This is a genomic window from Serratia liquefaciens (genome assembly GCF_027594825.1).
Classification (GTDB): Bacteria; Pseudomonadota; Gammaproteobacteria; order Enterobacterales; family Enterobacteriaceae; genus Serratia; species Serratia liquefaciens_A.
The window spans coordinates 4,599,292-4,618,226 of the sequence record NZ_CP088930.1 but is presented as its reverse complement, the minus strand read 5'-3'; the positions used below and the strand labels follow the sequence as shown (position 1 = coordinate 4,618,226).

Sequence of the window (18,935 nt, the reverse complement as noted above, 5' to 3'; positions counted from 1 at the left end):
GATATCTCCGAAATTGGAATCTATAATTTATTGAATAGGACAAAAGGCTCCTCAGAATAAGGAGCCTCTATTTAACACTAGGAAGGGGATTATTTATATTCGTACGCGTAGTAGCCGTAGGCACTACCGGATTTATGCTCAACGGCATTAAGGATAATACCTTTAATTTCCATGCCATTTTGCTCAAAGCGACGGATACTTACTTCGATCTCTTTCAACGAGTTAACCGCATAACGAGCAACCAAAAGAGTGGTCCCTACATTACGTGCCACGATTGCAGCATCCGTCACCGCCAAGATTGGCGGAGTATCGACTAATACGATGTCATATTCTTTGCCCGCCCACTCTAGGAACTCTGACAAACGGTTGTGCATCAGCAGCTCTGAAGGATTGGGTGGGATTTTACCGCGCGATATAAAACTCAGGTTCTCAATCGAAGTTTTCTTGATCGCCTGCTGCGCCGTTGCCTGCCCGGAAAGAACATCCGATAAACCGGTACCCAATTCACAGTTCAACAATGAATGTGCGTAACCTTTACGCATATCGGCATCCACGACCAGAATACGTTGTCCCGCCTGAGCAATAACTGCCGCCAGGTTAATACTGACAAACGTCTTACCTATGCTTGGGCTGGCACCCGAGATCATCAGAACGTTATTTTTTGCTTCCAGTGAGGCGAAGTGCAAACTTGTACGCAGGCTTCTAACTGCTTCGATAGCCAGATCCGCCGGGTTACCCACGGCAAGCAGCGTATAACTTTTGGTGCTGCTGCGCTTACCGGATAACATTGTTTCGCGGTCACTTTTCTGTTGCCATTCGGACAGAGGGATGCTGGCATAAACGTTAATGCCCTGCTGTTCCAACTGCTCGGGGCTTTCGATGCCGCGATGAAGCATGGTTTTTAACAGGACGAACCCGGTGGAGAACAACCCACCCAACAGAGTGACAATCAGGACGATAATTGTTTTTTGCGGTTTCACCGGCCGCGGCTGCGTTACTGCCGGGTCAACAATACGTACATTACCTACGGTACTTGCCTTGGTAATGCCCAGTTCCTGCTGTTTGTTCAGCAACTGCATGTAAATTTCTTGTCCAGCCTGAACATCACGGGTTAGACGCAAAATTTCCTGCTGGGTTTTCGGCATGCCGCTGACGCGTTTATTCAGTTTGTCCTTTTCCTTTTGCAAAGTAACGCGTTTTTCCATCAGTGCACGATAAGCAGGGTGCTCTTTAGTATAGAGCTTGGAGATTTCCGCTTCTTTGAAAGTCAGTTCATTCAACTGAGCTTCAACACCAACAATGGTATCCAATACCGATTTAGCTTCCAGAGACAAATCGACCGAATCATTGGCTTGGCGGAAACGGTTGAGTTTTTCTTCAGCGCTATCTAGAGAGCTCCGGACCTCTGGTAACTGCTCTTTCAGGAAGTCCAGACTTTTGGCCGCTTCCTCTGATTTGCGCTCAACGTTTTGCAGTAGGTAGTTTTTACTTATGCTGTCCAAAATTTTACGCACCAGTATCGGATCGTCGCCGATCAAACTCAGTGCCAGGACACCGGTATCCTTACCTTTATCCTCAACGGTCAAAGCGTCCAACAAATTGTTGGTGGCAACCAAACGCTGCAATTTGGCTACTTCAAATACGGTGCCTGGCTCAGCAGAAATTTCACTGACCAATAACGTTATTCCGTGAGCACTGGCTGACTCACCGACCTTCCCTTTGATAATTTCAGTGCCATTTTTGTTCAGCACATAGTTTTTACCATCGATGACTTTCAGTTCAAGCTCAATGTCATCTGAGTTCGGCGGTACGCTCAAACGCGACAACGCTATGCGCCCTGGCTCAACGCCAGTTAAACGCGCCCAACCACGACCAAAAAGCGGGAAATATTTCTGCTGAATCACAGTGTCAAGATTCAAATCGTCAACAGTTTTACCCGTTACCATGCGCGATTTGATTAGTTCGATTTCCGTAGAAGAACCCGGCTGACTGTTCGGTAACATCTGGGATAAATCATTGACCAGTGAGTTCCCAACGTTTTGCTCAACCTGAACCATTGCATCGGCCTGGTAGATCGGGGTGGCAAACAGCGAATAAATGATAGCGGCAACAGAAAATAACGCTGTAATACCGATGATAAGCCAGCGATGGTCAAGTAAAGTACCTAGCAAACGACTTAGATCGATCTCGTCATGATTATTGGCCGTTGATAAGCCTGGTTTCGTATTATCAGTCATTGGAATCTCTGGTTAACGATTTAATGCCTGTGCCCATTTTTGGGCAGCATCATCAAGAAGGCGGTAAACAAATTCAAACGCTTCTGCGCTTTTTTTGTAAGGATCGGGCACTTCTTTTTGTCCCAGCCAGTGAGCAAAAAGCATCGTCTTCCCTCTGACTTCTGGCACAAGTCGACAAACCGCATCGATATGCCCCTTTTCCATCACCAGGATCAACGAATACTCCCGGCACATTTCTTTTGTCAGTTGCCTCGCTTCATGCTGGTCTAACGACAAATTGTGTTTTTCCGCAATGGCAATAGCACTTTTGTCGGCAGGTTTACCGACTAAAGCACTAATACCGGCAGAGGCGATCTCTTTATCTGGTAAATGCTGTTTCAGCAAACGTTCCGCCGTTGGGGAACGGCAGATATTACCAACACAGACAACCAGAATAGACTCAAACATTACCTACTCCCCTTCTACGGCCAATTACGAACACGCAATGCGCCTTCCGTGAGATTGTTAAAGCTGTCAATAGTTGGTGCTAATTGAACGATCAGACGGTTCCAACGAGCTACTGGCGCCGCTGTCACATAGACAATGTCATAAGGTTGCAGGTGGAATTCCGCCCCCATAACCAAGGCAGTCGCATCCGCCATGTTGAGCTGATAAATGTTTGCCAGCTTTTCACCTTGAGTGCCGTGTAGAGGGCGAATAACGAATACACCTGTCGCATCGGCCGCAGCCTGGCTGATCCCTTGGGTGTTGCCCAGAGCTTCTGTCAGAGTCATGCCGCTACGATCCATCTTAAGCGTCGCTGGCGTTCTGACCTCACCCATAACAAATACTTTCAAATCGTCATTTCGCGGAACATAAAGAATGTCACCCGGATAAAGCAGACGGTTCTGAGTCAAGTCGCCATTCTGCATCAGCTGTTGCAATGAGAGACTTGACTCTTTGCCGTTATGAGTCAGTACAATATTACGCCAATCTGCATTTTCCGTCAGACCACCCGCGGCATTTATCGCGTCCATCACAGTCAAAGGTACGTTAGTAATGGGCTGTTGGCCTGATTTGGACACTTCACCGGTTACATACGCTTTTTGAGAACGGAAAGCCGCAATATTGACATCAACCTGCGGACTCTCGATATATTGAGCCAAACGAGAGGCAATCTGATCGCGGATTTGAGTCACCGTTTTGCCTACCACGTTCACCTTACCAATGTAAGGGTAGAAAATGGTGCCGTCCGAGTGTACCCAGTTGCCAGTATCGCTGGCACTACGGTATTGTCCTGCAGGTGTGGTTAGTTCCGGGTGATCCCAAACTGTAACATTAAGTACATCACCCACACCGATCCGGTATTCATAGGTCCGTAAAGAGGCATCCAACTGACCATTAGTTTGCGCCACAACCTTGGCAGGTCGTAACTTGTCCAGCAACTTAGGTGTCATTGGGTAAATATTGACTAACTTGTCAATATCAAAATCCGCATCTTCTTGTTTTACAACATCTTTTCCACTTGTAGAAAGATGAGTTCCAGGAAATACAGTACAACCACTGATTACGCTGATAGATATCAAGAGTGATATCATTTTCAATTGTTGTTTTGCCATCAAATTATCATCACTTTCAAAGTAAATGTATCCGCAAAGCTACAATGCTAGCCGACCATGGCTTCGACTCTGTAACCTTACCAAAATGCCTTGGTTCACGGTGTAGTCTTGAGACGAAGGTAAAACCTATCGCAATTAACCCACAACGTTTAGCTGCTGTTGATGAATACAAAGATATTATTATTAACGATATAAAGTATTCAGCTTTGCTTGCACTGACTACTGCCATTAACGATCATTATCTTTACAAAACATAGAGTTGAATGCACTTTACACCCTGATTCACAAAGAAAAATCCCGAAGAGCAAGCGATAAAGCAGTCTGTAATAGAATGTATACTAATATAAAAAATGAAACAGCGAAATTACTTAGGATTCAATGGACACAGTAAATGTGATGTTTGATAGTGATTTCACTGCTGAGCGTTAGAATAGTTTAGTTTTTTTAAAGTTACAGTTTTTCCGCCCATTCGCGAAACGCTTTACCTTGGGTAGGGTGGCGTAAACCATAAGTAACAAACGCTCTCAGATAGCCCATTTTTTCACCACAGTTAAACGACTCACCCACCAGTTCCATCGCCTCGACCGGTTGGTGTTTCAACAGTTCAGCAATGGCATCGGTAAGCTGAATTCGTCCCCAAGCACCTGGCTCTATTTTCTCCAATAGTGGCCAAATATCCGCGGACAAAACGTAGCGCCCTACTGCAGAATAATTGGATTTCAACTGAACCTCACGGCCTGGTTTCTCGATAATCGAGGTCATCCTCGAACTTTCGCCTGGTTGCAAGCTGTTAGTTTCACATTCCACAACGGAATAATCATGCAGCACATGCTCATCGGCAGCCTGAACCAACACTTGACTCAATCCAGTCTGCTCAAACCGGGAAATCATATGAGGCAAATTGTCTTGCTTCAAATCGGCTTTTGCATCGTCAAGCAAGACATCAGGTAACAATACAACAAAGGGCGAATCCCCAACCAGAGGTTTAGCGCAGAGTACCGCATGCCCCAGTCCCTTTGGTTGTCCCTGACGAATGTGCATCAGCGTCACGCCTTTTGGCGTAATCGACTGCACTTCGTCCAGCAACTGGCGCTTTACGCGTGCTTCGAGCATCGCTTCCAATTCGAACGAGGTATCGAAATGGTTTTCTATCGCATTTTTTGATGAATGCGTAACCAGGATGATCTCTTTAATCCCGGCAGCGACACACTCATTGACAATGTATTGAATCAACGGCTTATCAACGATCGGCAACATTTCCTTGGGGATAGCCTTGGTTGCAGGCAGCATACGCATACCCAGTCCTGCAACAGGAATGACAGCTTTCAACTTAGTCATGATAATCCTCTATCGATCTTGTGATCGTATTTTAGCCGTAACTCTTACTTGCTATTCAGCGTCTGCTTTAGCCACTGGGTAAAGTCTTCACCTTCCGAGGAATGGCGCAGACCATATTGTACGAATGCTTTCATATAACCCAGCTTATCACCGCAGTCATGTGATTTTCCGCTCATATGGAAAGCTTCTACGGTTTCCTGTCCCATCAATGCCGCAATGGCATCGGTCAGCTGAATTTCATCACCGGCGCCCGGTAAGGTTTTTTCCAGCAGTGGCCAGATATCTGCAGACAGAACATAGCGGCCGACTACCGCCAAGTTAGAGGGTGCATCTTCCAGCGCCGGTTTTTCTACCACGGCTGTCATCGGGGTACTTTCCCCTGCCGACAATCCTGCACCGCCGCAATCGACGACGCCGTATTTAGAAACATCCTGTTCCGGTACCGGTTCCACCATGATTTGGCTGAAGCCGGTCTGCGCGAAACGTTCTATCATCTTGGCCAGATTCTCTTTACGCAGATCTGCCGTGGAGTCATCCAGCAACACGTCAGGCAGCAAAACGACAAAAGGCTCATCACCGACCATAGGTTTGGCGCACAACACCGCGTGACCCAAGCCTTTAGCCTGCCCCTGACGCACTTGCATCACCGTCACATCTGCCGGGCAGATAGTCTGCACTTCTTCCAGTAACTGGCGCTTAACGCGTGACTCCAAAACGGCCTCAAGCTCAAACGAGGTATCGAAGTGGTTTTCGATGGCATTTTTGGAGGAATGTGTGACCAGCACAATATCTTTGATCCCGGCAGCCACGCACTCATTCACAATGTACTGAATCAGTGGTTTATCGACCACCGGCAGCATTTCTTTAGGAATAGCTTTTGTCGCCGGCAACATACGGGTTCCCAAGCCAGCTACGGGGATCACAGCCTTCAATCTTTTTTGCATGTTTTTTCATCCAAAATCAAATAACTACAACGTAACCGACCTAAGCCTGTTCCCAGATGCTTACGAAGCCTGGGTCGCATGATTTAGACACGCTACCGCCCCTGGCTCTCAGCTACCAATGCACTGTCATCGTTCTCTGTGGGGGGATTGGAGGTTCCAATCTCACTTTGATGTAAATTAGGGGCCGTACTCGTTTGTTAAGCGATAGGTAGATCACAGAAAAAACAAAATAAATACGCCCTTATAACCAAACGATGATACTTGTAAATGTTTATGTGGCTAAGATTCTTATACTATTACCTTATCGATACAAGCCTAAGATACCCGTTGGATGCCCTTTTCAGAATAAGACTACCCACGGGAGCAAACTGAACAAAGTGTAGCAGCCAACCAAACCTATAATGGGTTGATTTTTAAAATTTATATTCACGCTGATTTTATCATCAAGCGTCTGTTGCCATGTGACAACTGCCTACTCTCTTTTCCGAAAAACCACTTATTCCTCGCCACAGTTCATTCCGAACGCCCTTTAACGCGATGATTTTTTATGCATTATTTTCGTAATTTCCTTCATGTTGCATGCTTAGCCTTCCAGGCCATGGTTTTAAAGTTGAATTTTCCCGGAGCAACACCCATCATTCACTGGCGGCATAAGCCGTCGAACTTACAGGTGAAATTGGGCGTATGGAATGGATCGCGGATCCAACAATTTGGGCCGGCCTGGCCACTCTGGTCGTGCTGGAAATCGTTCTGGGTATAGACAACCTTATCTTTATCGCCATTCTGGCGGAAAAACTACCTAAACATCAGAGAGATAAGGCCCGTGTCGTTGGCCTGCTGCTGGCATTGCTGATGCGTTTGGCCCTATTGGCCTCCATCTCATGGTTGGCCACGCTGACCCAACCGCTGTTTTTTGCCGCCGGACATCCGTTTAGCGGTCGCGACCTGATCATGCTGATTGGGGGTATCTTCCTGCTGTTCAAAGCCACGATGGAGCTTAACGAGCGGTTGGAGGGTAAAGATGAAGAGCAACATGGCTCGCGCAAGGGTGCCCGCTTCTGGCCGGTGGTGGCGCAAATCGTGGTGTTGGATGCCGTCTTCTCCCTCGACTCGGTGATCACTGCCGTCGGCATGGTCGACCATCTGGCCGTCATGATGATTGCGGTTTGTATCGCTATCGGCTTGATGTTGCTGGCCAGCAAACCCTTAACGCGCTTCGTCAACGCCCACCCGACAATCGTCATCCTGTGCCTGAGCTTCCTGCTGATGATCGGCTTTAGCCTGGTCGCTGAGGGCTTCGGCTACCATATTCCAAAAGGCTATTTGTACGCTGCCATTGGTTTCTCGGTGATGATCGAAGCGTTGAATCAGCTCTCGCAGTTCAATCGCCGCCGCTTTCTTTCCAAAGTGCGGCCATTGCGCGAACGGACGGCAGAGGCCGTGCTGCGCATGCTGAGCGGCAAACATGAAGAAGCGGAAGTTGACAGCCACTCAGCCAACCTGCTGGCCGACAGCGACAGTGAGAACGGCGAGATTTTCAATCAGCAAGAACGCCACATGATCGAACGCGTGTTGGGTATGGCACAGCGTACGGTAAGCAGCATCATGACCTCCCGCCATGATGTGGAATACCTTGAGCTGAATGACCCGCAGGAAAAGCTGACCCAACTGCTGGAAAAAAACCAGCATACGCGCATCGTGGTGGTAGAAAACAGTGCCAGCGATGAACCGCTCGGCGTCATTCACACCATTGACGTGTTGAAACAACAGCTGACCCAGGCCCCACTAGATTTACGCGCGCTGGTGCTGCAGCCGCTGATTTTCCCCGAGCAGTTAACCTTGCTGAGCGCGCTGGAGCAATTCCGCCAGGCGCAGACGCATTTTGCCTTTGTGGTTGATGAGTTCGGCTCGGTGGAAGGTATCGTCACGCTGACCGATGTAATGGAAACCATCGCCGGTAACCTGCCGGAAGCCGGTGAGGAAGTGGATGCCCGGCATGACATCCAGCAAAATGAGGATGGCAGCTGGACTGCCAACGGCTATATGCCGCTGGAAGATTTGGTGTTGTATCTGCCGTTGCCGTTGGAAGACAAGCGTGAGTATCACACGCTGGCCGGCTTGTTAATGGAGCACAGCCAGCGTATTCCTCAGGAAGGTGAGCAGTTGCAGATCGGTGACTACCTGTTTGAACCGCTGGAAGTCAGCAGCCACCGTATCTTGAAAGTGAAAATCACCCCGCTGTCGGTGCCAGAGCCGGACTACGAGGTGTAAAGACCGGCCGGGTATGACCCGGCCCCTTTTATAAATGCTGGGGAACCAGCAACTCCGTCGCCACAATCACCACGATCAAACCGACAATGACCGGCACCGAAGTGCGTTTTACCACCTCGAAAGGCGAGATTTTTGCCATACCGGACACCGCAACCACCACGCCAGAAACCGGCGACAGGGTACGCCCCAGATTTGAAGCCTGCAGCATCGGGATCACCAGATAAGCCGGATTGACCCCCATCTGCGCCGCCAGCTTGGGAATAAGCTCAACGAAAGCATAGAAAGGTGCATTACCTGAACCGGTCGTCATGGCCGCCAACATGGTAATCACCACCAGTACCAGCATCATGATAATGCCACCGGTACCGAACGATTGCGCAAGACTGATAAGTCCGCTGATAAACCCGACGGTGCTAAGCCCCTGAGCGAAAACACCGGCGGCTACCAACAGCATCACGACGCTGGCAAAAGCATCCGCCATACCGCGATAGGCTACCTCCAATCCAGTGAACACCTGTTTGGCGCTGAAGCTGCGCAGGAATTCGATGACCGCCGCCAGCAACATACACCCCACCAAGACGGTGATGATATGCAGTTCCGGTCCCCATTTACCGTCAAATACCAACACCCCGAGGATCGGGGTGAAAGGCAGCACGGCGTAGAAGCCCGGTGCGTGAGTAGTGATTTCGCTCACGTCCATAATGTGATGCTGTTCGTTGTTCTTTTTGTCCAGATAGCGCTGCCAGAAGAAATGCGCGATGGCCATGCAGACAATTGCCGCAATGGAAATGGGCAAAGTGGTTTTAAAAGCAAAATCGACCAGCGGCATTTCCGCCGCCTTGGCGGCCAACACCACGTCTCCCGAGGTGGGCGCCAGGATAATCGCCGCAGGCGAAGCACAGATAGCCGCCGCTGCACCACGGCTGATACCGACGTTAACCATCAACGGGAATAGCGTCGCCATCAGCAACACGCCCAGGCCAGTCGCGGAAGACACCGCCAGTGACATCAGGCAAGCGACAAAGTAGGCTGCCACCATTAAAAGATAAGGAGAGTTGATCATCTGCAATGGACGTGAGGCCAACTTCACCACCACATCATTAGCACCAATGTGGGTCATATAAGCGGCAAAGCCACACAGCATCATGATCATCATGCCAAGATCGCCACCGCGGCTCATCAGCAAGATTTTGACGTACTCGATGATGTCGGTCGCTCGCCATCCGGTAGAGGCGGCACTGGCAGGCAACAGGCTTTTGCCCATCAGGGCGCTGATTGCCAACAGTAATAAGCCCCCCACCATCAACACCCCGGTAGCGGAGTAGCCCTTGATGATGTAGCGGCCAACGCCCGCCGCGACGACCGCCCCAATCAGAAGCTCTATCATATTCCCTCAACTTATCATTATCGTTATTGACCATGCCAAAGCGTATAAATCACTTTACTGCGCACACTCTGCACAAACTCAACCAAATGCATCATGATGTTAGTCAATGTTACAGGAGGAAATTATTGGGGGAGAAACACTTTACGGGGTTTATCAAAAATGCGGGCCGAGAACCGACCCGCACAGTTAGGATTAGAGTTTATCGAGCAGCTTTTTCAGGTCCTGCCCTTCGCGTGAGTCCTGATTCTTTTCTGCCCATTTGTTCAGCGCGTCCTTCGCCCGGTCCTGCAGCGTTTTACGCAATATCTGATCGACCTGCAATTGGTAGTTAAGCTGGTTCCACGGGCCATAAACCCGCAGCGGGATCGGCGTTTTCTGCAGCTGTTGGATCAGATCGCCGCGTCCCTGCCAACCACCGGTTACCCGTACATTAAGCGCCATATCGCACTGTTTGCCCGGCATATCCACGCTACCGCCGCCACTCAGGTTCAACAACGGGGAATCTGCGGCCAGTTCGGTAATTTTTACCGTGCCCCGGTTGAGGCTGGCCTTCGCCGACAGCTGTTTCACTTCGGTATAACGTTGGTATTCGTCTTGCCCGCGTACGCTGCTGTCATTACGCGCCACCGCTTGCTGAATCAGTTGCTGAATATTCAGGCCGTGCAACTGCGCGTCCTGCATCGTCATCTGAGCAGTCCCCTGCCAGCGTCGTTCAAATGACTGCGAGGTAAAGCGATCGCCGGTCAAATTCCCCTGCATGCTGAATTTGCCGGTCAACACCTGTGGCATCTCGAACGCTTTCAGAACGGTGCCAAGTTCAACCTGTTTCACAACCGGCTGCACGGTGATGACCGGGTGGTTTCCCCGCGCGTCCAACGTCCCTGGCAACGCAAAATCCCCCCCCGCCAACTGCCCGGAGAACGAATGTGATGTCAACAACCCCTGCCGGTTATCCGCTTGCAGCACCAAATGGGCAATATTCATGCCGCGATAGGTCAGTTGATCCACATTCAAATTGAGCTGCGCATTAAAATCTCGCAGCACCTCAAGATTGTGCTGAGGATCGTCCATTTGGCTGGCAATGACCGGTGCCGAGGTCACAACCTGCGATGGCTGAGCTTGTGAACTGCTGGCTTGCCAACCGGTAAAGGTATCCAAGTTAAGCGCAGTGGACGCCAGGTTAAGCGTATAGATCGGGATTTCACCGAACTTAATGTCGACGCCACCGGTGAACCTGCTGTCATTAGCGCTAACGCTCAGTTGGCTAAGTGCGACTTGCTGTGGCGTTTGTTGATATACCACCTGGGCGCTGCCATCGCCCTTAATGCCGCCGGCCAGAATGTCTGCACCTTCCAGTTGATAACTGAACTGGTTCACATTGGCGGCAATGCGTCGTGGAAATTGCTGCAGATCGATATCCGCCGCCATACTGAAACTCAGATCGCGCTGATTGCGGTTCACCCGGCTGGAAAGTTCCATTTGCGCCTGGCGTTTGGCATTTTGCTGCAGGGTCAGGTTGATATCGCGAACGTTAATCTGCTCGTTGTTGGCGCGCTGCCAGATCAGCAGACTGTCCACCACGCGAAGATTATCGATATCAAATTTCCACGGCGCTTCTGCTGACTCTTCGGAATGGCCCGCAGGGGCGATCGGTGCGTTAGGTTGAGTCTGCTCTTCACTGTCGGGCGTCAGGCGGATAACGGCGTTCTTCAGCATCACCTGTTTCACAAACAGCTGATGCGATAGCAACGGCAGCAGTTTGACATCCAGCCGCATATTGTCTGCGCTCACCACCGGCGCAGTGGCCCCGGGGGCTGTCAGCGTCATGCGTCCGGCCAGAATGCTGAGCTGTGGCCAAATGTGCCAACGCAGCTCGCCATCCAACGTCAGATGATAACCGCTCTTTTGTTCGACCTTCGTGACCATATAGGCGCGAAAATCATTCGGATTAACCAACAGCACCAGCGCAGACATTCCCGCCACCAGCACCACCAGCAAAATCACCAAAGTCGTCAGTAATCTTCTCATGCCATCCTCTTGTCAACGCCCCACCGACAGTGCGTCCAGCGCTGTTAGTCCTTGTCGATTCGACTGGCTACCGCACCCTGCTGATCGCGGTATTTTGCATCCTGCCGGCTGTTGTAAGGACGTGCCGCCGGCCCAGACAGCGGTTCAAAACTCAGCGCGCCGATCAGCATACCCGGGCGTAATGCCAATGGCAGCTTGCCTGAATTATAGAACTCAAGAACAATTCGGCCCTGCCAGCCTGGGTCGATGCGGTGTGCGGTAACGTGGACCATTAAACCCAGACGTGCCAGAGAAGAGCGCCCGTCCAGCCAGCCCACCAAATCGTTTGGCAGCGTCACCGACTCCAGCGTCACCGCCAGCGCCAGTTCGCCCGGGTGCAGGAAGAAGGCTTCGCCTTCCGGCAGAACGATTTCATCGCTCATCACGCGATCCAATGCGGCACTGACTTCGTCTTTTGGCCCACTGAGATCGATAAACGCGGCGGTGTGGCCACGAAACACGCGGAACTGATTGCCTAAACGGACATCCACCGTGGCCCCGTTAATACGCTCAATCGGCGGGCGCGGCGAAATCACCAGTTTTTCGCAATCCAGCCAGGCTTCTATATCACGGTCGCACAGTCTCATTTGTTTATCTCCATCAGGCGTGTCACTAAAACAAAAATTGCCACACAACGGGCGAAAGGTCTACGCCGCAGCGCAAATAGTTGCCCGCTGACCGGAAACACAGGTTTTCCGGCCATTGAACGGCATTATTCAAAGAATTGGCTGATTTTGGCTTTCAGAATATCGATCGCAATGCGGTTTTTGCCGCCACGAGGGACAATAATGTCGGCATATTGTTTGGAAGGTTCGATAAACTGCAGGAACATTGGACGAACGGTTTTCTGGTATTGCGCCATCACCGAATCCATAGAACGGCCACGCTCATTCACGTCGCGCTTCATGCGGCGCATCAGGCAAATATCCAATGGGGTATCGACAAAGATCGAGAAGTTCATTTCCTGACGCAAACGGATGTCCGTTAACAACAGGATCCCTTCCAAAATAATCACCTTTTTCGGTTCCAGGTGAACAGTCTCTTTTTTGCGCGTGTGTTCGGTGTAGCTGTACAAAGGTAACTCTATCGCCCTGCCCGATTTCAGCATTTGCAGATGCTGGAACAGCAGATTGTGATCCATGGCGCTCGGGTGGTCATAGTTTGTTTTGACCCGTTCTTCCATGGTCAGGTGTGTCTGGTCTTTGTAGTAACTGTCTTCAGGAATAACGCCGATATGTTCATCGCCAACCTGATCGCGAAGTTCACGATACAACGTACTGGCGATAAGGCTTTTTCCGGAGGCAGATGCGCCGGCGATACCAATAATGACGCACTGATGCGGCTTGTCAGTCATAAAATTAAAGACCTGATTTCGTAGTGTGAAGGGGGGGACTAAAACGCGACAATTATAGGGAGTTAGCGGGCATTGCGCCAGACTATATTGGCGCTGTTGGCCGCTATCTGCGGTTATTTCGCCTGAACGACATCTTACAAGGTTTTAAGATTATTGCGTCTAGGGCAATTCCACGCTACGCGGTAAACTCCCAGATTCGCTCACCATCTTGCTAATAGAATGGTAAATTTCACCGGAGATTGACGTGCTGGATTGGTATTTTCTGACATTTTTTGGCGACAGCATGTTGCTGTTGCCATGTTCATTCATTCTCTTTGTCGTATTGGTCGTCCCGCACGCCACCAGAACCGCCGGCTGGCAATGGGCGTTGATCTTCGGCTGCGCTGGCGCTGTGGTCTGCGCGTCCAAGCTGGCCTTTATGGGCTGGGGGATTGGCATCGAAAGTTATGACTTTACCGGTTTTAGCGGTCATTCAGCCCTGGCCGCCAGCATCTGGCCGGTATTTTTCTGGGCTCTGACCGGACGTTTTTCCCATGCCGTTCGCAGTATGGCGCTGGTTTTAGGCTTGGTCTTGCCACTCACCATAGGGCTATCGCGGTTGGCCATTCAGGTGCATTCACCTTCGGAAGTGGTTAGTGGGCTAGTGCTTGGCTATCTGGCCAGTACGTTATTTCTGCTGCTGCAACGTGGTAAGGTGCGGCCACAGCTTTCTTGGCCGAGAATTATCGCCGCTCTGGCCTTACCACTGGCGCTGATGGGCAATCGACAACCGGCGCCCACGCAAGGGCTGCTGGAACATATTGCTATAACCCTCGCGCACATCGAACACCCTTATACCCGCGCCGATCTGCACAAACACGTCACAGCACCATAAGAAAAACCCCGGAAATATCCGGGGTTTTATCTTTCTGCCTGCGGCGATTACAGCGCGCGGAAAGAGATTTCCGTCGGGATCGCTTCGCCCTGCCAGTACATTTGCGCAGCAACCCGGCCGGCAAGTTGGCGATACAGTTCGGCAAACTCGCTGTCCGGCCGGCTTGTCACCGTCGGCGCACCGCGATCCAAATCCTCGCGCAGAGAAATGTGCAGCGGCAGTTGCCCCAACAGGCGGCTGTGGTATTTCTTCACCAGCTTCTCCGCCCCGCCGGTACCGAAGATCGGCTCGTGGTGCCCGCAGTTGCTGCAAATGTGCACGCTCATGTTTTCCACGATACCCAAGACCGGCACATGCACTTTTTCAAACATCACAATGCCCTTGGCGGCATCGAGCAGCGCGATATCCTGCGGCGTAGTGACCACCAGAGCGCCGGTGACCGGAATGTTTTGCGACAGGGTCAGTTGGATATCGCCGGTACCCGGCGGCATATCCAGTACCAAGTAGTCCAAATCCGGCCACAGCGTGTCCTGCAGCAGTTGCATCAGCGCCTTGCTGGCCATTGGACCACGCCAAACCATGGCGTTGTCATCGGTCACCAGATAACCGATCGAGTTGGTTGCCAACCCGTGGGCTATGATCGGCGCCATGTGCTGACCGTCCGGCGAGGTGGGTCGCTCGTTTTCGGTTCCCAGCATGTTCGGAATCGACGGCCCGTAGATGTCGGCATCCAGAATACCGACCTTGGCGCCTTCCGCTGCCAGCGCTAACGCCAGGTTAACCGCCGTGGTAGATTTCCCCACCCCGCCCTTGCCGGAACTGATGGCGATAATATTGCGCACGCCCTTGATGCCGGCCTGATCGTTGGCGCGTTTGAGCGTGGTGATATCATGTTTCAGTTTCCAGTCAATCGCCTCAGCTCCGGTCACGCGCAGCAATTCTGCGCTGACGCTGTCTTTCAACGTCTCAAAACCGCTCTGCCAGGCAAAGGGCATGGTCAATTCAATATGCAGCACATGATCCAACAGCGCGCAGTGGTGAATTGCCTTCAGCGCAGTCAGATTGTTTTTTAACGTCGGGTGTTCAAAGGCGGCCAGTACACCGGTCACCAGGGCACGCAGAACTTCGGGGTTGGTCTGCTCGGGGGATTTTGCGTTCATCCCGGCTCCTTGATTTTGAATGGATAGCTTCCCGCTAAGCATATCAGAACTGAGAGCCGGTCGGCGCATGTCCGCACAAAGAAACCGCCCTAGCCGTGGCGGGCGCGATCGGGTAACATCGAAGACCCTTTTTATTCATTACAGAAACCAAGTTCTCACTATGGCTCAAGTCGCGAAAAAATTATTGGTGACGTGCGCGCTACCGTACGCAAATGGTTCCATCCATCTCGGCCACATGCTCGAGCATATCCAGGCAGATATCTGGGTTCGTTACCAACGAATGCGCGGCAACGAGGTTCATTTCATCTGTGCGGACGACGCACACGGCACGCCGATCATGCTGAAAGCTCAGCAACTGGGCATTAAGCCGGAAGAAATGATCGAGGAAATGAGCCAGGAGCACCAACAGGATTTCGCCGGTTTTGGCATCAGCTATGATAACTATCATTCCACCCATAGCGATGAAAACCGTGAGCTGTCGAGCCTGATTTACGGCCGCCTGAAAGAAAACGGCTTTATCAAAAACCGGACCATTTCCCAACTGTACGATCCGGAGAAAGGCATGTTCCTGCCCGACCGTTTCGTCAAAGGCACCTGCCCGAAATGTAAATCACCGGATCAATACGGCGACAACTGCGAAGTGTGCGGCGCGACCTACAGCCCGACCGAGCTGATTGACCCGAAATCCGTGGTTTCCGGGGCCACTCCGGTATTGCGCGATTCAGAGCACTTCTTCTTTGATCTGCCGTCGTTCAGCGAAATGTTGCAGGCCTGGACCCGTTCCGGCGCGCTGCAAGAACAGGTGGCAAACAAGATGCAGGAGTGGTTCGAATCCGGCCTGCAACAGTGGGATATCTCCCGTGATGCGCCGTATTTCGGCTTTGAAATCCCGGACGCGCCGGGCAAATACTTCTACGTCTGGCTGGATGCGCCTATCGGTTACATGGGCTCATTCAAAAACCTGTGCGACAAGCGCGGCGATCTGGATTTTGACGAGTTCTGGCGTAAAGACTCCACCACCGAGCTGTATCACTTTATCGGTAAAGACATCGTTTATTTCCACAGCCTGTTCTGGCCGGCAATGCTGGAAGGCAGTAACTTCCGCAAACCGACCAATCTGTTTGTGCACGGCTATGTGACAGTGAACGGCGCCAAGATGTCCAAATCTCGCGGCACTTTCATCAAGGCCGGCACCTACCTGCAACACCTGGATGCCGACTGCCTGCGTTATTACTACGCCGCCAAGCTGTCTTCACGCATTGACGATATCGACCTGAATCTGGAAGACTTCGTGCAGCGGGTGAACGCCGACATCGTCAACAAAGTGGTCAACCTGGCTTCGCGCAACGCCGGCTTTATCAGCAAGCGTTTCGGCGGCCAACTGGCCGACAAGCTGGCCGATCCGGCGCTGTACCAGACCTTCGTTGACGCGGCACAAAACATCGCCGACGCCTACGCCAGCCGTGAGTCGGGCCGTGCAATCCGTGAAATCATGGCGCTGGCCGATTTGGCTAACCGCTATGTGGATGAACAGGCTCCCTGGGTGGTGGCGAAGCAAGAAGGCCGCGATGCCGATCTGCAGGCCATCTGTTCCATGGGCATCAACCTGTTCCGCGTGCTGATGACCTACCTGAAACCGGTGCTGCCGTCACTGACCGAACGTACCGAAGCCTTCCTCAACTGCGAACTTACCTGGGACAGCATCCAGCAGCCGCTGTTGGGGCATCAGGTCAACGCATTCAAGGCGCTGTTCAACCGTATCGACCTGGATAAGGTCAATGAAATGGTTAGCGCCTCGAAAGAAGACATGGCGGCAACGAAAGTGGTCACCGGGCCGCTGGCAGACGATCCTATTCAGGACACCATTACCTTTGACGATTTCGCCAAGGTTGATATGCGCATTGCGCTGATCAAGAGCGCCGACTTTGTTGAAGGTTCTGACAAATTGCTGAAACTGCAGTTGGATCTGGGCGGCGAATCACGTCAGATCTTCTCCGGTATTCGCTCTGCTTACCCGGACCCGAAAGCGCTTGAAGGCCGTCTGACCATAATGGTCGCCAACCTGGCCCCGCGTAAAATGCGCTTCGGGATTTCTGAAGGCATGGTGATGGCTGCCGGCCCGGGAGGGAAAGAGATCTTCCTGCTGAGCCCGGACAGCGGCGCACAACCAGGAATGCAGGTGAAATAATACCGGTTTTCCAAAGCCTTGAGGGTCGAGCTTGCTCGGCCCTTTTTATGTGCTTAGTCCAGCAATGGTTCCTCAGGCTACAGGCTAAAACGGGCAAGTAATCCGGATCCTGCATATACTCAGGCAGATTGTAGGGGCGCCGCATGCTGCGCCCCCTACGGTTACCCATACCAAGTTAATCGTTGTATGCATAAACAGGCCTGATATGAAGGGATTCCCACCGCTGATTAACGCCTTGCTGGTCAGTTCGCTGGTACTGACCATTGGCCGCGGCGTAACGCTGCCGTTCATTACTATCTATCTGACCGGGCATTTTCATCTGCTGCCCAAAAGCGTCGGCATCATTCTGGGTATCAGCCTGGCGATCGGCATTTTCGCCAGCCTGTATGGCGGCTACCTGGTAGACAAGTTCAACAAAAATACGCTGATCCTGATTTCCATTCTTTTGTTCGCCCTGAGTTTTTTCACTATCCCGTGGATCCCGCGGCCAGGCGGTATCGTGGTGGTTTTGGCTATTTTGCATACCGCCTATTCCATATTGGGCATCACCATCAAAGCGTGCTTTGCCGACTGGTTGCCGGTAGCGCAGCGCATCAAAGCCTTTTCAATTAACTACACGCTGGTCAACGTCGGCTGGGCGGTAGGGTCATCGTTGGGCGTCCTGGTGGCGGGTCTGGATCCGCTGTTGCCGTTTTACCTCTCCGGCGGATTGGCTTTGTTCACGGTGGTGACGCTGAATTTCATTCTGCGCAAGCAGCCCGCTACGGTGCCCGTCGCGCTGGATGCAACGCCCGCCGCGCGCCTTAATTTTCGCCAAACCCTGACTATCCTGCGTAACGATCGCCGGCTGATTTACTTCACCCTTGGCAGCACTCTGGGAGCGGTGGTTTTCGGCCAATTCTCAGGCTATTTATCGCAATACCTGATTACCGTTTCCAATGCAGAGTTCGCTTATCGGGTCATTGGTGCAGTGATGATCGTCAACGCCTGTATCGTCATCGCCCTGCAGTATCTGCTCAGCCGCGGCATGCGTCAGGAAAATATGCTGCGCTGGCTGGCGCTGGGCACGTTATTTTTCATTCTCGGGCTGATCGGTTTTTGGCTGGCCGGGCAATCGCTCTGGCTCTGGATCCTTGCCATGGCGATATTTACCCTGGGTGAAATCATAGTGATCCCGGTGGAATATATGTTTATCGATTTTATCGCGCCACAGCACCTGAAAGGCAGCTATTATGGCGTACAAAACCTGAGCGCTCTGGGCGGTGCCATCAATCCGGTGGTGTGCGGCTTTATTCTCAGCTATGCCGCACCGCAAATGATGTTCCTGATGTTGATTGCCGCTGCGCTGTTCAGCCTGCTATTCTTTTTTCTCGGGCATCGACTGGCGCAGAGGCAACAGCAAAATGCCAACATCGTCAGTGCAGAATAAACGTGCGTCCCCTTTCATCGCGGTTGTCAACCAGCCCCATAGGCATGGTAGCCATAGAGAGAATTCATGGTGTGATTTGTGGCGAAGA

Annotated in this window: 14 protein-coding genes; 4 read left to right on the top strand and 10 right to left on the bottom strand. The window is 51.7% G+C overall.

Features of this window, described 5'->3' with window-relative positions:
- Nucleotides 1-89: 89 nt before the first annotated feature.
- The 5 genes from wzc to galU form a co-directional block, all read right to left on the bottom strand.
- Nucleotides 90-2,237, bottom strand: a complete 2,148-nt coding sequence (gene wzc / locus LQ945_RS21320) for a tyrosine-protein kinase Wzc (RefSeq protein WP_182821036.1) — start codon at nucleotides 2,235-2,237, stop codon at nucleotides 90-92.
- A 12-nt stretch (nucleotides 2,238-2,249) separates the two neighbouring features.
- Nucleotides 2,250-2,684: a protein tyrosine phosphatase gene (locus tag LQ945_RS21315; protein WP_182821038.1), complete on the bottom strand. Its 435-nt coding sequence runs from the start codon at nucleotides 2,682-2,684 to the stop codon at nucleotides 2,250-2,252.
- A gap of 14 nt (nucleotides 2,685-2,698) precedes the next feature.
- Nucleotides 2,699-3,835 (bottom strand): polysaccharide export protein, encoded by a 1,137-nt coding sequence (locus tag LQ945_RS21310; protein WP_270101676.1) that lies wholly within the window; start codon nucleotides 3,833-3,835, stop codon nucleotides 2,699-2,701.
- 450 nt (nucleotides 3,836-4,285) lie between these two features.
- Nucleotides 4,286-5,173, bottom strand: coding sequence for a UTP--glucose-1-phosphate uridylyltransferase (locus tag LQ945_RS21305; RefSeq protein ID WP_270101675.1), 888 nt, complete (start codon nucleotides 5,171-5,173; stop codon nucleotides 4,286-4,288).
- A 44-nt stretch (nucleotides 5,174-5,217) separates the two neighbouring features.
- Nucleotides 5,218-6,117: a UTP--glucose-1-phosphate uridylyltransferase GalU gene (galU, locus tag LQ945_RS21300; protein ID WP_270101674.1), complete on the bottom strand. Its 900-nt coding sequence runs from the start codon at nucleotides 6,115-6,117 to the stop codon at nucleotides 5,218-5,220.
- A 684-nt stretch (nucleotides 6,118-6,801) separates the two neighbouring features.
- Here galU and LQ945_RS21295 point away from each other — a divergent pair.
- The gene (locus LQ945_RS21295) at nucleotides 6,802-8,388 is read left to right on the top strand and encodes a TerC family protein (RefSeq protein WP_270101673.1); all 1,587 of its coding nucleotides are present in this window, start codon (nucleotides 6,802-6,804) and stop codon (nucleotides 8,386-8,388) included.
- Between the two features lie 28 nt (nucleotides 8,389-8,416).
- On the opposite strand, the gene dcuC is transcribed toward LQ945_RS21295, so the two are convergent.
- From dcuC to udk, 4 genes are all read right to left on the bottom strand, one after another.
- Entirely contained in the window at nucleotides 8,417-9,775 is a 1,359-nt protein-coding gene (dcuC, locus tag LQ945_RS21290; RefSeq protein WP_044549343.1) for an anaerobic C4-dicarboxylate transporter DcuC, read from the bottom strand.
- A 192-nt stretch (nucleotides 9,776-9,967) separates the two neighbouring features.
- Nucleotides 9,968-11,803: an outer membrane assembly protein AsmA gene (asmA, locus tag LQ945_RS21285; protein WP_270101672.1), complete on the bottom strand. Its 1,836-nt coding sequence runs from the start codon at nucleotides 11,801-11,803 to the stop codon at nucleotides 9,968-9,970.
- Nucleotides 11,804-11,847: 44 nt separating this feature from the next.
- On the bottom strand, nucleotides 11,848-12,429 hold the full coding sequence (gene dcd, locus LQ945_RS21280; protein WP_012006010.1) for a dCTP deaminase: 582 nt from the start codon (nucleotides 12,427-12,429) through the stop codon (nucleotides 11,848-11,850).
- 125 nt (nucleotides 12,430-12,554) lie between these two features.
- On the bottom strand, nucleotides 12,555-13,196 hold the full coding sequence (gene udk, locus LQ945_RS21275; protein ID WP_020826003.1) for a uridine kinase: 642 nt from the start codon (nucleotides 13,194-13,196) through the stop codon (nucleotides 12,555-12,557).
- A 244-nt stretch (nucleotides 13,197-13,440) separates the two neighbouring features.
- On the opposite strand from udk, the gene LQ945_RS21270 reads away from it, so the two are divergent.
- Entirely contained in the window at nucleotides 13,441-14,070 is a 630-nt protein-coding gene (locus LQ945_RS21270; protein WP_044549335.1) for a phosphatase PAP2 family protein, read from the top strand.
- Nucleotides 14,071-14,117: 47 nt separating this feature from the next.
- Here LQ945_RS21270 and apbC read toward each other — a convergent pair whose 3' ends face one another.
- Complete coding sequence (gene apbC / locus LQ945_RS21265; RefSeq protein WP_270101671.1) at nucleotides 14,118-15,230, bottom strand: iron-sulfur cluster carrier protein ApbC; 1,113 nt, start codon at nucleotides 15,228-15,230, stop codon at nucleotides 14,118-14,120.
- 160 nt (nucleotides 15,231-15,390) lie between these two features.
- On the opposite strand from apbC, the gene metG reads away from it, so the two are divergent.
- Nucleotides 15,391-17,418 (top strand): methionine--tRNA ligase, encoded by a 2,028-nt coding sequence (gene metG / locus LQ945_RS21260; protein WP_270101670.1) that lies wholly within the window; start codon nucleotides 15,391-15,393, stop codon nucleotides 17,416-17,418.
- A 205-nt stretch (nucleotides 17,419-17,623) separates the two neighbouring features.
- Complete coding sequence (locus LQ945_RS21255) at nucleotides 17,624-18,847, top strand: MFS transporter (RefSeq protein WP_270101669.1); 1,224 nt, start codon at nucleotides 17,624-17,626, stop codon at nucleotides 18,845-18,847.
- The last annotated feature ends 88 nt before the right edge of the window (nucleotides 18,848-18,935 follow it).

What these genes read in the sequence shown, in the direction of transcription:
- wzc (WP_182821036.1), bottom strand. Translation starts at nt 2,237, where the DNA reads ATGACTGATAATACGAAACCAGGCTTATCAACGGCCAATAATCATGAC.
- LQ945_RS21315 (WP_182821038.1), bottom strand. Translation starts at nt 2,684, where the DNA reads ATGTTTGAGTCTATTCTGGTTGTCTGTGTTGGTAATATCTGCCGTTCC.
- LQ945_RS21310 (WP_270101676.1), bottom strand. Translation starts at nt 3,835, where the DNA reads ATGGCAAAACAACAATTGAAAATGATATCACTCTTGATATCTATCAGC.
- LQ945_RS21305 (WP_270101675.1), bottom strand. Translation starts at nt 5,173, where the DNA reads ATGACTAAGTTGAAAGCTGTCATTCCTGTTGCAGGACTGGGTATGCGT.
- galU (WP_270101674.1), bottom strand. Translation starts at nt 6,117, where the DNA reads ATGCAAAAAAGATTGAAGGCTGTGATCCCCGTAGCTGGCTTGGGAACC.
- LQ945_RS21295 (WP_270101673.1), top strand. Translation starts at nt 6,802, where the DNA reads ATGGAATGGATCGCGGATCCAACAATTTGGGCCGGCCTGGCCACTCTG.
- dcuC (WP_044549343.1), bottom strand. Translation starts at nt 9,775, where the DNA reads ATGATAGAGCTTCTGATTGGGGCGGTCGTCGCGGCGGGCGTTGGCCGC.
- asmA (WP_270101672.1), bottom strand. Translation starts at nt 11,803, where the DNA reads ATGAGAAGATTACTGACGACTTTGGTGATTTTGCTGGTGGTGCTGGTG.
- dcd (WP_012006010.1), bottom strand. Translation starts at nt 12,429, where the DNA reads ATGAGACTGTGCGACCGTGATATAGAAGCCTGGCTGGATTGCGAAAAA.
- udk (WP_020826003.1), bottom strand. Translation starts at nt 13,196, where the DNA reads ATGACTGACAAGCCGCATCAGTGCGTCATTATTGGTATCGCCGGCGCA.
- apbC (WP_270101671.1), bottom strand. Translation starts at nt 15,230, where the DNA reads ATGAACGCAAAATCCCCCGAGCAGACCAACCCCGAAGTTCTGCGTGCC.
- metG (WP_270101670.1), top strand. Translation starts at nt 15,391, where the DNA reads ATGGCTCAAGTCGCGAAAAAATTATTGGTGACGTGCGCGCTACCGTAC.
- LQ945_RS21255 (WP_270101669.1), top strand. Translation starts at nt 17,624, where the DNA reads ATGAAGGGATTCCCACCGCTGATTAACGCCTTGCTGGTCAGTTCGCTG.